Consider the following 17426-nt stretch of genomic DNA (forward strand, 5'->3'; position numbering starts at 1 on the left):
TGACTTAGGCACGCCTAAGGTTTTACAGTTATATGGAAAACGCTGGGGAATTGAAACAAGTTTTAGAGATATCAAGGATTACCGTTTTGGTATGGGCATGAGTGCAACGGTTACTCGCTCAACGGCAAGACGGGATAGGTTATTCCTGCTAAGTGCGTTGGCTATCGGTTTACTTACCTTATTAGGTAAGGCTGGCGAAGAGGCGGACTTAGAAAAAACCATTAAGGCCAATACCACAAAGAAAAGAAGCTACTCATTATATCGACAAGGTTGTATTTACTATGAACTGTTACCGACGATGAGAGAGGAATGGGCGCATCCATTAATGGAAAATTTTTATCGTTATATGAAGAACCATCTTATTTATCGCAATGTCTTCGGGATTATTTAGAATAAAAATATGAGGGGATCTTTAAGATGTCAGACAATGAAAAGTCGCAGTCACACTGGTATGTGCTGCAAACTAAACCCAATGCTGAAATCGGCTTAAGTGAATTGATTGACGCGAATACTGCGGCGGGTATTTGGAATATTCAGTGTTACTTACCCATTCTTAAACAAGGCGCTAAAACCTTGCCTATGTTTAAAGGTTATTTGTTTGTCTATCACGACGAGAGGGGGTTTCATCAACTCAATTATCAAACAGGCGTGAAGGGCTATGTTCGCTTTGGCGGTATGCCCAGTCAAATATGCCTTCGAGACATTGAGTTAATGCACCAAGTCGAAGCCCACTTTAATGGAGTCAACTCAGTGGATGCTTATCTTGTAAAAGGCATGAAAGTGCGGATCACAACGGGTGTGTTGGCGGGCCGTACAGGCGTGTTAATGGACAGCCCAAAAGGAAAAAAGGTCGCATTAGAAATTGAAAACTTAGGTCGAAGTTTATTGGTGCAGGTGCCGCCATCAGACTTATTGGTGCTACCTTGCAGTGATCAGTCTAGGTTCGCCCCTAGCGAATGATTATGTCTTATATAAGGCAACCCCACTTTTCTCATTTTAATTTGTCGATTAAAGGGATGTTTCATGAACCCATTGCAAGTGATGTTTATTATTGTGTGCCTTTATTGTGGCGCACTGACCTTAAGCTGTAAGGCTAAGCCGCTGCCCAATGTCTATGGCGCCGAGCTTATTAAAGTCATTGATGCCGACACCATAAAAGTCCGGCTCTTACTCTACCCTGGTTTATATCAAACCGTGAATTTGCGCATTGCGGGCATCGATACGCCTGAGTCTCGCCGCGGGGTCAAAAATGGTCAACGTATTCGTGAATGTGAAATCATTTTAGGCCATCAAGCCAGCGATTATGCCCGCAATTTGCTGCACCATGCTCAGCAGTTACAAGTGAGAAATATTGACCCTAGCCTCACCAAATACGCCAGCCGCATCAATGGTGAGCTGTGGCTGATAGACGGTGATTCTCCTATGAATTATGGCGCGCATTTAATCGAGCAAGGTCTGGCAGTGCCTTATACTGGCGGTGCTCGCCAGCCGTGGGAGTGTAAAAAGGTGACGCCGTTACCGTAATAAGTGAACAGTCTTGAAAAAACGTGAGCCCTCAGCGTATCGAAAGCCCTCAGCGGATCGATCGAGAGCCTTCAGCGAATAGAAAGTCTTCAGCGCATGAAAAGTAGAAAAAACCCTTGAACGAGAGCCTTAGAGAGAGCTTGTAGCGTACAAAAAGTGATAAGCAGCTCAAGGCAGAGAACCTGATCACATAGGCTCATCGATTATCTAAAACTCACTAATAGGTTGATTTTATTGGTTAAAGTTGCTTTTTTTGTATCAATTATATGACGCTAAGGGGCTCCTAGTTAGGGATGAGCATATGTTACAGAAAAACCGACAAAGGCACCTGTGCCAACATGACAAAATCATTATGCTAAGTAGTCTGCTCAGTAAGGTAGCCTGCAAGAGAGCCAGCCTGATAGCGAGGATGATGACGAGAATGGTGACGAGAATGCCGGCCTTTGGCAGGGCAGTGTTATGCATTTTTTTATGTTTTAAGTCTCGGTCAGGTGGTGCTTGCAGGACAGGAAACACCAAAGCAGGGAATACCAGAGCAGGAAATACTAGAACAGAAAACACCAGAACAGGAAATACTAGAACAGGAAATACTAGAACAGGAAATATCAGGGCAGGAAATATCAGAACAGGAAATACCAGGGCAGGAAATACTAGAACAGGAAATACTAGAACAGAAAACATCAGGGCAGGTGATGCTAGATGATTTACCGCGATTAACACGCAAACCTTGGGATCAGCGGCTCGATTATGTCCTCAGCCTGCGCCGAGATATTGAAACTATTACTATGCCTCAGGAAACTGGAGTGGGCAGTGCGCTGTTTACCATTGACTCAAGGCCCTATGATGTCACCTTGAGTGTTGGGGGCAACCTGTTTGATAACACCTCTGTGTTTACGGAGTTTATGATCAATCGCAATCAATATACCTATAATCAAGCTCATCCTAAGGTGGGAGTGGACTCTTCGGAGTGGCGGCTGGATGTGTTATTGGAACATGATTTTGGCGGTGGTTATACCTTAGGGCTCGATGGTTATTATGCGGATCGCAGTGACAAGTATAATATCGAATATCAGCTACCTGAGCAGACCATAATCCAGCAATATAATGATGACACTCAAGCTGTTGGCATGGATTTAATGGCATCACGCACCTTCTTTTTTGATGTGTCCTTTAATGTGCCCTTGATGGTACGTTTAGATTATAACTTGAGTTATTGGCGGTCTAAGGGTAATGAAGACACTGTCTCTCGGTATTATCAAAATCTGGCCTTGAGTCAGGCCATACAGTGGCGCTTTGATTTGCAAAGTGTGTTGAGCTTGCAGTATGTGGACTTTCCCGATGATTATTTTGTGTTAACCGAATACATTCAAGATGTGTATTTTCTTTCGGCAGAACTTAATTATCGATTTACTCAAGTGAGTCAATTTTCTCTGGGTTGGCAACGGCTTGAATTTGGTACCCGCTCAAACATAGTGACCTGGTCATTTCGTTTTGAATACCAGTTTGGTCTTGATGAAAGTAAGCGCCGCGCTAGGCAATACCGAGTGCCTAAGCCCATTTACCGTATTCGTGGGTTGTTACATTGAGACTTTAGCCGAGTTCAGGCGACTTCAGTGGTTTCTGTACTACATGATAAATTACATGGAAAATGTAGGCAGCAAAGAAAATTAAGACAGCCATCATTAACGGCATATTTTAAATCCTTTGATTAATCGTGGTGGGTTATAAATATCCAAATCAAACTCACTCATTCCGCCAATATCGCACATTTTCCCAGATTGGCAGCAGGCATTAGGTTAAAAACCGTTAGGTCATGATTTGATAAATGCTGAGTGCAGAATTCTGGCTAAAACCTCAGTATATTACTGATTAATAGTGGCTGGCTATAAAATAATCCTAGGGATGATATGCTTTATAAGCAAAGGGGACAGGGTAATACATATCCACATCAAACTCACTGATGTCCCTAATCTCACTCATTTTTCAAGACCAAGAATAAGCATTAAGTTAAAAGCAGTCGGGCCATTATCTGATAAATGCTGAGTGTAGAATTCTAGCGAAAATCTGAGTATGTTACTGATTAATAATGGCTGGCTATTAATAATCATTTTGCACTGGGAAGGCTTAAGGCCGGCCCGCTTAAGTTTCTCTGATGTGCCAGATGCAAGACCTGCAAGGTACAAGACCTGACCCCCTAGGTCTTGCACCTAGGTCTCCGTTAGGCTCCTCTCAGATTGAGAATTATTAAATGAAAATGCGTAAGGAGATGCTGTGGAGCAACTTAAACCCAAAACTAACAACAATTATACGACAAATGACTATATCGACATGAATGTAGTGGACGAGCTACGAAAAAATCATGAGCATAAGGCAAATGGTAAACACGTGGCCGTAATGTATTACGGTGCAGGGGAAACAGATTACGTGCTACAAGGATAAAATATTAAAAACACGCACGCGTACATGAAAATTCAACAAGAGGTCGCACAACCAAAAGGTGATACCGGTTTTGGGACGTGCGGCGAGTGCTTAGCCCTGAACAAGTATACAGACGGGTCCGTAACAGCAGAAAATGCTGCCACGCCCGAAACAAAGGCTCGCCTAGAAGCACTAAGGATGGTCGCGTTTAGAAGAGATAAAGAAGGTGATAAAACTGAACTCTATCCCATACCGCCCTGCGCCACGTGTAAGACGTGGGTAGAACCCGCTAATGGTCGATATAGAAACTATACGTCACGACTAACACAGAAATCAATATACGCGATCATGGGGAAATATAAGAAGACGGGCGACTCCTTAGCGACGTTGCTCGGTGCCGAAGAAACGTATACCTCAAAAAGTAACGGTGTCGAAGGCCTAAAAGAATCCGGTAAGTGGGTGTATGGTAACCCCTGGGTTGGTATGCTCAAAAAAAATGATGCCGCGGTGGCTCAATCGATCATAGACATATCACAGGAGGCGCTACCCGGCAAAACGATCACCGTAAAACTAAGTGACTGGCTAGAAAAGTATGCGGCTAATTGCAATCAGGTGCCTACTAATACACAAAATAACCGCTTGCCTTCGCAGTCGACCTTCACTATAGCCGTACCGCCGAAAAAATGAATGCGCGGTAACAGACATGTACAGATAGTATCTGTAGACAATTGTAAAACATGATAGGGATTAGACTTTCATATAGCATCCAAAGCTTGCGGGGTCAGGTCTTGTATTTTGCAATTTTGGCTTTCGGCTTCCTCGTGTACCTACGGGGTCAGGTCTTGTATTTTGCATACCTGGCTTCCTCACGATCAAGTGACCAAAAAATAATTGAAATAACCTAACTGAAATTAAAACCCTTTAAATCGAAATTTATTTTCACATTTTATTTAATCATACGTCTTTTCAATACAGTAATACTTCATCTTGAGCCTGAATTGGGAATTCATTCAATTAAGCTTGCGTAAAGTAAGCGGGTGGCGGTAACCACTTAATAATATACAAAACTCAACATTTCTAATCAGGCGGAACGTCTGCGCCTCAGGCTTAAGCCTAATCATTTCATGATTGAAAATCGAACGCTCAACCTTGAGTTGTACTCATAGCGTTATGCAATAACGCGCTCACCTTAACCTAATAAGCATATAAGGAAGCTTATGTCTAATTATCAAACACCTGGTATTTATATAGAAGAAAAGTCTGTACTGCCTCCGTCTATTGCGGGGGCTTCTACAGCTATCCCCGCTTTTATTGGTGTTGTGGCAAAGAACTTGTCCAATAAACGGGCCACCAGAATCACCACCTTAGAAGAGTATATCGCTCTGTTTGGCACGGTATCGACTGCAGATAAACAGTTTGTCGTTACCCTCAGTGATGATAATAAGGAGATTGCAAGCATCACGCCGCCGACACTCTCCTCTTCCAGCCCTATGTATAACAACATCCGTTTCTATTTTGATAATGGCGGCGGCCCCTGTTATATCGTGCCTGTAGAGAAAGATTCTGATTCATATAACCTTGCATCATATACCGACGCCCTTGATGTACTGTCGACTGAATCTGAGCCGACATTAATCATTCCTGTGGCTGATAAGCTGGCAGTAAGCGATTACCATTCACTCGTTGTTAAGGTGCTTGAGCAGTGCAATAAAATGCAAGACCGCTTTGGTATCTTCGACCTTGTTAGTGAAGAGCGAGATACCGAAGACAATCCTATTATATCCACGTTGGATAAAGCTGAAAATTTCAGGGGTGGTGTTAGCGCCAGCAAAGATGTACTCAAGTATGGCGCCGTCTATTACCCGGCATTAAAAACCCAATACGGCTACGAAATCGACGACAGCCAGATTTCGGTAACCTATAAAGACGAGTCTGGTGCGGATACAACCCATATGTTGGATGCCGCTGATATCAGCGATGAGGTTAAAAACCTAATTCAGCGGGAAGTGAAAACCTACCGCCTGACATTGCCAGTTAGCAGTGCCATGGCCGGGGTTTATGCCAAGGTTGATAATGAACGAGGCGTATGGAAAGCCCCTGCCAATGTGGCACTTAACTATGTTACAGAGCCTGAGATTAAAGTGACTAATGAGGAAAATGGTCTGCTTAACATCGACGCTGAAACTGGTAAGTCCATCAATGTTATTCGTGACTTTGGCACCCGCGGAAATTTGGTTTGGGGGGCGCGCACCTTAGCGGGCAATGACAACGAATGGCGCTATGTCCCAGTTCGACGCCTGTTTAATTATGTTGAAGAAAGCATTAACAATGCCACCAATTACGCGGTATTTGAGCCCAATGACGCCATGCTTTGGCTGAAATTAAAATCCAGTGCCGTCAGCTTCTTAACCGATTTATGGCAACAAGGCGCGCTTGCGGGCAGCTCTGCGGATCAGGCCTTTTTTGTGCAGGTAGGGCTGGGGCAAACCATGACTCAGCAAGATGTTCTGGAAGGGCGCTGTATTATCAAGATTGGTCTGGCCGCCGTTCGCCCGGCAGAATTCATCATCATGAAATTCACCCATCATATTCAACAGTAAACCTGTTTCAACCATTATTAATAAGGAAAAATAAATGAGTGAAAATGCAATCCCACTCCCGGTCTTTCAGTTCCAGGTTAACTTCGACAAAGAAAGCATTAACTTCAGTGAAGTCTCCGGGCTGAATATCGAGTATGAGCCGATCACCTATAAACACGGCTTAAGTTATAAAGGTGAAATTCAACATATTCCCGGCAACCGCACACCGGTAAAAATCACCTGTAAAAAAGGCATCGCACATAAATCAGAGGCATTAATTGAATGGATTAAAACCGTTCAGCTCAACCAGGTTGAGAAAAAAGTGGTCACTATTTCTATGCTGGATGAAACCGGTGAAAACGAGCTTATCACCTGGACATTAAACAATGCCTTCCCGACAAAACTCGAAGGCCCGTCTTTTAATGCAGGTTCTAATGAAGTTGCCATTGAGACCATAGAATTGATTGGCGACAAGCTCTCGCTCGAGCATAAATAATACTTTGTTTAAGGTAAATACAATCAAATGATTGTATTTACCGCTTTAATACTAGGATAAATCATGTCTTTGTATGATCTATTAGAAAAAACCAACTTGAGCATTACAGACACGCCCGTCAGGTTTAACTTTGCCGTTATTTTATTTCCAGGCGGCACGCCTGTCCCCAACCCCATTGATATACGCTTTAGTAAGGTCAGTGGCATGAATTGCTCGATTGAAACAGAGCCGTTAGAAGAGGGGGGAGAAAACCTAGCGAGGCATTTACTGCCAAAAAGGGTAAATTATGAAACCTTGAAACTGGAAAGGGGCATGGTGATTGGTTCTTTGTTGAATCTTGAGTTCTCCCTTGCCATGACAACATTGGAAATGGTGCCGGGCAATGCCATGGTATGTGTCTTAAATGACTTGGGTATTCCCGTCTCCTCTTGGTTATTTTTAAAAACCTACCCGCTTAAGTGGAGTGTGTCAGATCTGGATGCCAATCAAAATGATTTGATGATAGATACCATGGAACTGGCGTATGAAAAGTTTATCCCCTTGAGGCTATAAAATATGGAAGATGATAAAAGCAAATTGATAATCAATACCAAAGTTAAAGAAGATGATAAACATAAGCTCGATGAAGATGCAATTGTCGATAAATGTGTTGATCGAGTCATAGAAGCGCTGACTTCGTTACAATTTCGTTAGGGGGAATGATGTCTGAACTCATTAATAAGTTTATTCATCAAAAATTAAGCATTAAAAAGCTGGATGAAAATGGAAAGGAAATAGGTGATCAGCCGGGTGAAAGCTTTCAGGTGATGTTCAACCCAACTCACTATCAGGAAAAATTTGGTGTAGACGTTGTCTGTAAAACACTTATCGATGGCAGTGAATATTTAACCTATAAACAGCTACAAGATCAGACGCTTGAATTTGAACTGTTATTTGATGAAAGTTATGTCAATGAGTATGTCTGGCGCAGGTTAACTAAAAGCTTTGATAGTGTTGCTACGCAAATCGAAAACTTCAAAAAAACCACTGGCTATCCTTTGGCAGGGGAAAATAAACCAAACCAAGTAAAGTTGGAGTGGGGGGGAAATAACTTTAAAGATGAACGCTTCTTTTTACAGAGTATGGTATTGAATCATTTGATTTTTAATCGTTCAGGAAATCCAATAAGAACCAAAGCTAATGCTATTTTTAGAAGGGTCAATACCCTCAAGAGTGAGCAAGCGGATAACTCAGGCTCAGGTAGCAAATCTGCACCTATATCTAAACTAGAATTGAAAATTGGCTAAGGAAAGTACATGAGTGAATTTATTATATCTAGTGCTGATAACTCTGAAGTGAAGGTTAGTGTTGAAAAGTTTAAGTTTATCAGTAGTGTGAATCGGATCCCTTGTGTCTACCTTGTATTAAACGAAGATAGTAAGCTGTTTGATGATAAGAAATTGATTACTCTGAAAGGGGACTCGTCTATTGAGTTTATAGGATTTGTTAGCGAGAAATCCAAATCCTTTAATGGTGGTGTGTTTACATATGAAGTAAAACTTATTCACCCTGTATATCAATTAACCAAACTGAGAAAAACAAGAGTTTTTCAAGAAGGAAAAGAGTCGAAATTACTTGAAAGTATCATAGATTTATATCCTGATTTAGGCTTAAGGTTTAAGTACAAAGGTGCCAGTGTAGATAAAGTTGAACAACTCATACAATATGAATGTACGGACTGGGATTTTTTATTGTCTCGAGCCGAGGCAAATGGGTGTGTCGTTGCTGTAGATGGTAGTGAAATCAGGTTGGTAAATACAAGTGAACTGTTAAAAGGGGAGGCGAGTAAATTAATAGATAATTCAGAAATAAAGTCGGTAAACCTTAAATCTTACTATCAACAGGCTGTTGATGAAGTTTCTGTGAGTTTTCATAATCGTGACAATTTGCAAGCTCCTTTGGCTGAGTCAGTTAAAACGAAAGATGTAAACCTAAAAATAACCCAGCAGCCAGCAATTGAAGAAACTACGATGTGCAAATATCAAGGTGTATTTGGCGAAGTCAATGAAGCAAAAAACTGGTCGACGGGGAAAGTATTACGTAATCTACTGGCTAGAATTCAAGGAAAAATTGAAGTTGTTAATTTACACTACTCAAAGTTGTTAGCACCAGTAAGCTTAGCGGGCTATGAGGATATGAATGGTGACTCTTTTATTACTGGCACCGAAATTAAGTTTCAAAGCGAAAAGATAGAAACGGTGTTAACCATTGGCCTTTCCGAAACTGAATTTATGGATTTGCATTCGGTGCATTCGCCACCAGCTGGAAATTTATTGCCCGCTATTCAAGGGCTTCAAATAGGTTATGTTGCCAAGGTTGAACAGGACAGCAAACTTAAAGATCGCATTAAAGTCATGATACCTTCTTTACATGCAGGTAAAGAAAAGGCGAATAAATCTGTTTGGGCGCGCTTAATTTTTATGGCGGCAGGCCATAGCCGAGGTGTATTTTTTACGCCTGAAGTGGGTGATGAGCTCCTAGTAGGGTTTTTAAATAATGATCCCAGGCATCCTTATGTTTTAGGGTGTTTGTACTCTCATAAAACAAAAGGTGAAAATACCAAGCAGCCTTTTCTTATTAATAGTAAAGAAAACCAACATTCCGGCATTGTCACAAAAGAAGGATTAGCGCTGGAGTTCAATGATAGTAAAGAAGGTAAGTCTTTAAGTTTGTATGCTCCAGGGGCTGATGAAGCAGCTTCTAAGGACAATAGTTTTGGGTTACATATAAAAAGAATTGATCAAGACACAGTTGAGCTGCTCAATGGAGCTAATAACTCTATTGTTCTCAATAAAGCGGGCATTGAAATGAAAGCAGGGAATACCACCTTATTGCTTAACAACGAAGGTGTGACTGTCAGTTAAAAGGAAAAAATATGAATAGTACAGGTTGGGAGTTCCCGCCCATTTTTAAAAATTTGGGCTCTGCCATTGGAATGAGTAGTGGCGGAGAAAAAATAAAACAATCATTAAAAGTGATATTTTCAACCCATTTAGGAGAGCGGTTAAAACATGCTGACTTTGGTTGTAACCTTGCGCAGTTTAATTTTGAGCCGATTACTAACCAGTTTGTTAGTGTATTAGAAGATGAAATAACTAATGCGATAAAAAAGCATGAGCCGCGTATTCATCAATTTAATCTTGCGTTAAGCCATAGTGCTGATACACCTGAAACGATAAATATCAGGGTTAAATATTGGCTGGATGGATCAGATGAAGAACAAGTGTTTACTTATCCATTAGCCTTAGAAAATATTTAGTTGCTCTTCCATCAATAAATATTGTAACTCTTTTCGCTTAGCTGAGTTAGTTTAGTCCTCCTTTCTTTTTTTTGAATAATGTCAAACCTGTGTATTTTTTAAATACACCTTAGGTATTTCCCGTGCGCAATTAAGCTGGCGCATCATCAATTTTTAGCTAATTTTGAGGTTTTATTCGTGTCAATAGTAATCAATCGTCAAGGTATGACGCAGACTCAACGTTTATTTCCCGCGCTGGATCCATCCTATTATTCGATAGATGAGCGGGAATTAATAGAGCATATTCGCTACTTACAGCGTTATGCAAAAAAACTCAGGTTTCATCAGCAAAAAGACATAGAAACCGAGACCAAGGAAAATGAAAAACAGTTTTGGAGCAAGTTTTTAAATTTCACTGAGCAGGAGCTGATTGAAATTGTCAGTATCTTAAAGCAGCCAACACTCCTTGAGCAGAATCCGGCATTACAAAGTAAATATTTCCAGTCCCACTACAGCTTAGTGTTTACTTTTATTCAATTGCTGGACTATCCCAAGTTAAGAATGGCTCAGCTAACTCGAGAGCATTTGGATTATTGCTATCAACTTAGCCTGCAAATGTCACAAAAAGCCGCCCGAGCCGACAAGGTGCATGTGATTGTCGAACTTGCCAGCTATATTGAGCAATTAGCTCTGGATAAGGGCACGCTTGTTTATGCCGGTGAAGACACTGAAGGGCGCAGGGTAGAGTTTGAAGTCTCACAGGATATGCTGTTTAATCATGCCCAAGTCAGCGATATTTGCTCCGTTCAGTTTGATCAGGCAGAAACTGGCTTGGCCGAAATTCGCAGCCAGGCCGGAGAAGGTTTAGTCGGCTTTAATGCCATGCTGCTACACGCCTTGGGCGGCTTGGAAAACCTGCCACCGTTTCCCAAACTGTTAGGTTTAGAGCAGACATTGTCCTTATCCCAGTTATTGAACAACTGGTATCCCGATATTCGAGAATTGAGTGCAGAGCAGTTGTCACAGTCGGATCGGGAGTATGTTTTTAACCGTTTAAACTTTCTCAGTTTATTCGAATGCCAGTTTGTTTTTGATGTGCTTTATCGCGATACCAGGCAAGGGGCCGAAGGGGTACTGCCAGTAACCGAACGAGAGTGGCAGCAGGTTTATCGGATCATGGCCGTTATTCATGATGAAACCCACAGGAAAAGCCGCATCGCCCAGCTTAAGCAATGGCACCAGGAGAAAGGGATAAACGGACTGTTAGAGTGGCTTTTTGGCGCCCCCGGTCCCAGCGACATGTTACATGCCTTTCCTAAACTGAATGTGGCAGATTTTACTCAGAAACAGCAGCAGGCAGTGATCAGTTACCCAGTAGCCGTTTTATATTTCAGTCAGACAAGTGCCGCTGAGCGTTATGTGCAAAAACACTTGTGTATGGAGTACCGTGATTTTTCCCAATTGATGTCGAATATCTTGGGGGAAACGTCGGTGATTTCCTGGGAGTTGGTGTACCGTCTTCTTGAAAAAGCCTGGAGCAAAAAGCGTCATTACCAGTACCCGTCGATTACCGATACCAGAGTGACGGGAATGCAGCAGCAAGTGCTGCACACTAGCCTTGACAATATCCAGCCCTTTAGTCCTTTTCAAGGCGGAGAAGCGGCCGAGATGGGACTGCAGCTTCAGTCTGATCTACTGCTGATGAATGAAGGCGACCGAAAGGTAGAACTGATCATTGACTGTAAAGGTGAGACCTTGCCGCTTAATACCTTAGCCGAATTGGGTAACCGCTTTGCAGCGAGTGAGTTTTTCAAGGTGTCGCTTAGTACCGAGCAGGGCTGGCAGGAAGTGCCTGAATATCAGTTTGATTTTGGTGACATGTTTACAGAGCCAGTCATACGGGATACCGCCAGCCATACGGTGCAAATATTTGCAACCAGCTATACCCTGAGTAATCAGAGTGATACTTTAAAAGCGCAGTTGCTTGGTCAATATATCGCATTAGAAAATGGCTGTTGTTTTGAAATAGAGCAAGTTATTCGGGACGGACAAGAATTCCAGTTACGCCCCGTATTGTATCAATCAGGGCAAAACGCGGCCGCCCTAATAGCCAAATTCAATTTGGTAAACGAAAGCGGCGGGGTGTCGGGTGGCTTAAGCTATTCATTTGCCAGTCAAATATTAAGCGCTGGTGATGAGAGCTTTTCTCCTGAGCAGCAGGGGCATTTTGTTGTTGATGACAGCGGCAATGTTTATCAGATCCAGCGCTTTGTTAATGCCTCTGAAATTGAAGTGTCGATTTTGTGTCGTACCAGCAATGCCGAAGAGTTTGCCAACAAAGTATGGAAGTCTCTGCAACCTGAATTTGTTCCAAACCTGAATTTAAGTGATGTACAGTTAACCCATGCGACACTTTATGATCCGGACATCGATATTCGAGTGACGGGCAACAGCATTGATTTTACCTGCCCAGACGCTTGCAGCGCGCAGCAGCTGTTCAGCTACTGGCAACAAGCCACAATCACGGACGGGCTTAGCACCAGCCACTTTGAACTGCAACTGCCGGGCAGCGGTAATACTCTGTTACCCGAAGGTGAAAAGGCATTACCGGCAGAAGATCGCTGGTTAAAACGTTATCGCAGTTTGCGTGAACATGGCTTGGATGTCACCTTTGAAGGGCGCCGTGATGAAGCGGCAAGTGTTGCCATACTGCCCGCAAATGATGAGCCTAAAACGCAGTTTTTATTAAAGGGCAATGAGCTTAACATCATACCGGCGGTGAATGCGACGGCGAATGAGGTTGCAGCGGCTTGGCGTCATTGGCGTAGTGCCAATGACGGCTCGAATTTTAATGTCATGAGTCAGGATAAACGCCTGCTCGCTTTACAGCCGCTTAGCGAACAGTCAATGCTGCCGTTGGATATCCAAGAAAAAGCTTATCACTGGCTTGATGCCAAACAAAACGGCTTACGCTTTTCTTATTTAGGGGCCTCGGCTCAGCCGGCCAGCGTACTCTTGAAAGAAAATATCATCGATGATTACGATTTTGAGATAAGTGCAGACAATGTGTTAACGGTTTTGTATCCATTGTGCAGCAGAACGCTGGGTAGTAGCTTAATTAAAGCTTGGACGAAATGGCACAGCGATATACTCAATGATGCAAAGGGTTTTGCAATACAGCTTGTCGGGGATGATATTCTGGATATTGCCGCTAGGGCCGAGTTTGAACTGGGGCCTGTGTATCAGGTGCTGCTAGGGAATGAAACTCTGGGGGTTGCGATTAAGTATTTTGGTGACTTAGCCGATGGCAGCATACTTAACATTTTAGAGGCGGATGTCTTTAAAGCGGAATTTGAGCTAACACCGACACATATCTTGATTCGAGTACCACAAAATTCAAGTATCACGGCACAAGAACTCTTGCTGCACTGGCAGGACTGGCAAGTGGCAAACCCCGCTTCAGGGTTGGAGCTGGATTTGATTGTATATGGCGAGGATGACTTTACCATTGTACCTCAAACTCAGCTCTGGACACACTTTGGCGCAAAAGGGGAAGTTGGCGAGCATGGCTTGGCGGTAGATTACACTTGCAGTCAACACCCAGATCAAAAACCCAATGCCAAGGTCATATGCTGGGAAAATACAGAAGTAACAGATGCCTTTGAGTTTAGCTTTGAAAATGATGAGCTAACGGACTCGGCGGTACTGCATATAAGCTATCCACAAAATCACAGTGAACGTACCATTGAAAAGTTAGTGCAAAACTGGTTGAGCTTCTTGGAAGCAAATTCCCCCCTGGGTTTCTCCATTGCAGCTGCTGGGGAGGGGAGCTGGCAAGTCAGCGGGGATAAGCGCTGTGAATTAATCGCCACACCGCGTGCCCATTATCGAATAAGCACAGCGGGTTCGGCCTATATTCAGTTTGACTTTGTGACTGAGGCTGCAGGTGTGCCTCATCTGAGTATGGCAGAACATGCCGATCGCCAATTTGATATTCAATTTGAGCTGCCTGAGGTTGAGCAGACAGCGGGCGTACCCAATTTAACCCTTTATTATCCTGAGCAAAGCGAATACCAAACGGCTGAAAACTTGTACGATGCCTGGTATCAGCTGGAGCAGCATCACGGTTTTGTGTTGCGGGATAATTCCTTGAAGCTTGTGCCGCGCACGCTTGCGCGTTTGGCTGAGACTGGCAATCAGATCAAATACCTTGACTATTATGGTCTCAGGTTGAGATATGTCGGCTCGAAGCAAGACGTGACCCTTAAGCTGAGTCAGCAAAGCCCGTTTGACGACAGCACCGAAGGCCAGCAATTATTACTCGACTCGGGTTTATTGTTTGCAATCGGTAAAAAGTTAAATCGCAATACTGCCAATATTGAGCTGAGCGGCGTGGTTGACTTTCAGCAACGGGGCGGTATATATCCGGCGGACTCGGTTAAACGTCACAGCATGCGTATTACCACCGAAGTGGACGCATCCTTTATGCCTGTTATGCCGATCCCTGATGCTGAGTTTGCCGGCACCGAAAAAGCGGCAATAAAAGTGCAGCTTAACCCTGGCTATGGCATGGACGAGCCCTACTTTTTATACCCGGTATTTCGCGATATTGTTATCGAGCAGGCTATGATCAACGTAGAGGTGAGAAATTTAACCTCGGTGATTGCCCGCAGCCGGGACAGCTCATTGGATACCCAGTCGGAGCTTGCTCTCTTTGGTCATGAGCTTGGGCATAATGACTATTTTGACTTTGCCCATCCCGAGTTGTGCGGCAAACCGCTTCAAGCCCTGTATTGCGAATATGACTGGCGGGAATTAACCGATCCTATTACCAAAGAAGTAAATCAACTTCCTAATATTCAAACTTATTATAAAAGCTATGGCTTACTGGACGACCATAGCGTTGCCGATGTGGCCAATGAAGACTTTACCACCTCGTTGGCTATTTTTAACCGAAATCGGTGGCATGCTTCGGGACAGACGCAAAACCTCTTAGTTGCCGAGCAGCACTATTCGGCATTAGCTGATATGGGCAGTGAACCCGGCTTGCTGACATCGCCGAAGGAGGTGAGCAACTGGCAGACGCATTTCCGCCTGCAATTACACGGTAACTTTTATCACAGCGCTTATCGGCAGCTGCAACAAAAGTTGCAGCAAATCCAGCGGGAAGCCAGTAGCGCTCAAGCGGCATTTTCAAGCGCAGTGCAAGCTAAACAGGCGTATCATGAAGAGGTTAAAGCCACGCGCATTGCCCTGGAACAGGCCCGGCAGAGTGGGGAGGTCTATCAGGCTGCGCCAATCGCGGCAGTACCGGATTTACCCAACCCGAGAGAGGATGCGCAGGAGTTCAATCAATTTGAGCTACCGCTACCCTTTAGCCCGTTATTGAATAAGCTGAAGCTGGGTTATCGCACTTCTGGAGTGGTGAATTTGTCGAAGAGCTGGGCGGCAACAGCCTTTGAAATGCCTGTTGAGCTATATCGCCAACAGCCTTTTGGCATCAGAAAAATGGCGGGAGAGCAGGACAGTGACGATACTATGCTGCCGGTATATCAACACCAGGGCTACCTGTATCTGGGGTTGACGAACTTGTCGGCGGGGCAAAGTGTATCCCTGTTATTTCAGATAGCCCCGGGTACCGGGGAGGTAAGTCATGAGCGCGACGATGCAAGCTGGTCTTATCTTGCGGGAGAAAACTGGCAAGCGCTGCCACAAGCAGCCCTGCTAAAAGATGAAACCTACCACCTGCAAAATACAGGCTTGCTACAGCTGACGTTGCCAAGTGATGCCACGACCGCTCATACGGTAATGCCAGCCAACCGCATTTGGCTACGCATGGCGTTTGAACGGGACATAATGGGGTTACCCACCATTGTCGGCGTACATACCCAGGCTGTGCTGGCCAAGTATGTGTTAAATGAACAAGCCGTGGAAAGGTTACAAGCGCCACTTGCTGAGAATACTATCACTGCACTGGTTGAGCCGCTCCCCGGGTTGCAGGCACTTAAGCAACCCTATGCCTCATTTGCCGGGCGGGCTGTTGAAAGCGATCAAGATTATTACCAAAGAGTGGCGGAGCGCCTTAAGCATAAACAGCGTTGTTTAACACTCACAGATTATGAAACCTTAGTCCTGGGCGAATTCTCAGAGCTGCATCAGGTGCTTTGTATGCCCAATGTCTTGTACCGCGAACAAAGAGAAGGTGCGGACTTTTTACTAACGGAAGAGGAGAAAGATCTTAAGCTGATTATTATTGCCAAAAGTGCGCCGACCTTTGCGGGATTAGCTATGCGCCCTAGCGCGTCACAGCTGTTAATTGATAGGGTGCAGGCCTTTGTCGACCGGCATAAACCTGTGCGTACCCAAGTGGAAGTCATTAATCCGGGGTTTGAGGAGCTGTCTTTTAGATTAGCGGTAAAATTCAAGCCCGGATTTGATAAAGGTTTTTATGTGAAAACCCTTAACCAGGCGATTGTCGATTATTTATCCCCCTGGTCACATCAGAAGCAGGCCAGTCTGAACTTTGGACGCACTTTGTACAGTGCGGCTGTGGTGAATTTTATCGAGTCGCAGGCCTATGTTGAATATGTGGCCAATTTCACTCTGCTGCGTCAGGAGATTGCTCATCAGGGCTATCAGGAAGTGGTGCCCTTGTTTTTAAATGACGATCATGCCGCCAGCAGTTTGTATTCGGGTAACCTCCTAGTTTCGGCTGACCAGCATATTATTGACGTCATTGAGTCAGAGCTGTATGACGCCGATGCCTATCGGGGCATAGGTTATATGCAAATTGGTGCGGACTATTGGGTTGACCGTCCCGGCGCTGATTTTAGGCTCGGGCTCGGCCAGCTGATGATTGAATCGCCCAGGATCTATCCCGAATTATTGGAAAAAGAGTTACAACTACACATTCCAGAACAGGGAGATATTGCCATGCTATGGCAAGCTTTACTGGAGAAAGAGTATGTGACCGAACAATATGAGATAGGCCCGCATTTTAATACCGATTTGGGTCTGAATGGCTTTGAGGTCGAGCTGGCGGCAGAGGTTAAGCTGATGTTATACCAGCTGTTTATTGCTCGGCGACAATGGCAACCCAGCGAATACCGCTGGCAATTAGACTGACGTTTTA

The 17426-nt window shown here is 44.0% G+C and carries 13 protein-coding genes; all 13 read left to right on the forward strand.

Annotated elements, in window-relative coordinates; translation table 11 throughout:
• Positions 1-391: transposase (locus Q0791_RS01565; protein WP_299002110.1), on the forward strand; the 391-nt coding region annotated here is incomplete at its 5' end.
• A 26-nt stretch (positions 392-417) separates the two neighbouring features.
• Positions 418-960: a transcription termination/antitermination NusG family protein gene (locus tag Q0791_RS01570; protein WP_299002111.1), complete on the forward strand. Its 543-nt coding sequence runs from the start codon at positions 418-420 to the stop codon at positions 958-960.
• Between the two features lie 63 nt (positions 961-1023).
• Positions 1024-1524 (forward strand): thermonuclease family protein, encoded by a 501-nt coding sequence (locus Q0791_RS01575; protein WP_299002112.1) that lies wholly within the window; start codon positions 1024-1026, stop codon positions 1522-1524.
• Positions 1525-1967: 443 nt separating this feature from the next.
• Positions 1968-3110, forward strand: a complete 1143-nt coding sequence (locus tag Q0791_RS01580; RefSeq protein WP_299002114.1) for a hypothetical protein — start codon at positions 1968-1970, stop codon at positions 3108-3110.
• An 877-nt stretch (positions 3111-3987) separates the two neighbouring features.
• Positions 3988-4629 (forward strand): hypothetical protein, encoded by a 642-nt coding sequence (locus Q0791_RS01585; RefSeq protein WP_299002115.1) that lies wholly within the window; start codon positions 3988-3990, stop codon positions 4627-4629.
• Between the two features lie 530 nt (positions 4630-5159).
• Positions 5160-6542 carry a phage tail sheath C-terminal domain-containing protein gene (locus Q0791_RS01590; RefSeq protein WP_299002117.1) on the forward strand — a complete coding sequence of 461 codons (1383 nt, stop codon included), beginning with the start codon at positions 5160-5162 and terminating at the stop codon, positions 6540-6542.
• Between the two features lie 34 nt (positions 6543-6576).
• Entirely contained in the window at positions 6577-7017 is a 441-nt protein-coding gene (locus Q0791_RS01595) for a phage tail protein (protein ID WP_299002118.1), read from the forward strand.
• Positions 7018-7080: 63 nt separating this feature from the next.
• A complete protein-coding gene (locus Q0791_RS01600) occupies positions 7081-7569 on the forward strand; it encodes a phage tail protein (protein ID WP_299002120.1) in 489 nt (162 codons plus the stop codon).
• A gap of 3 nt (positions 7570-7572) precedes the next feature.
• Entirely contained in the window at positions 7573-7710 is a 138-nt protein-coding gene (locus tag Q0791_RS01605; RefSeq protein WP_299002121.1) for a hypothetical protein, read from the forward strand.
• A gap of 5 nt (positions 7711-7715) precedes the next feature.
• On the forward strand, positions 7716-8303 hold the full coding sequence (locus tag Q0791_RS01610) for a hypothetical protein (protein WP_299002124.1): 588 nt from the start codon (positions 7716-7718) through the stop codon (positions 8301-8303).
• A gap of 9 nt (positions 8304-8312) precedes the next feature.
• Positions 8313-9920: a type VI secretion system tip protein VgrG gene (vgrG, locus tag Q0791_RS01615; RefSeq protein WP_299002126.1), complete on the forward strand. Its 1608-nt coding sequence runs from the start codon at positions 8313-8315 to the stop codon at positions 9918-9920.
• Positions 9921-9931: 11 nt separating this feature from the next.
• Complete coding sequence (locus Q0791_RS01620) at positions 9932-10315, forward strand: GPW/gp25 family protein (protein ID WP_299002127.1); 384 nt, start codon at positions 9932-9934, stop codon at positions 10313-10315.
• 177 nt (positions 10316-10492) lie between these two features.
• Positions 10493-17419, forward strand: a complete 6927-nt coding sequence (locus Q0791_RS01625; protein WP_299002129.1) for a baseplate J/gp47 family protein — start codon at positions 10493-10495, stop codon at positions 17417-17419.
• Positions 17420-17426 lie beyond the last annotated feature (7 nt).

The organism is uncultured Shewanella sp. (assembly GCF_947495455.1).
Lineage (GTDB): Bacteria > Pseudomonadota > Gammaproteobacteria > Enterobacterales > Shewanellaceae > Shewanella.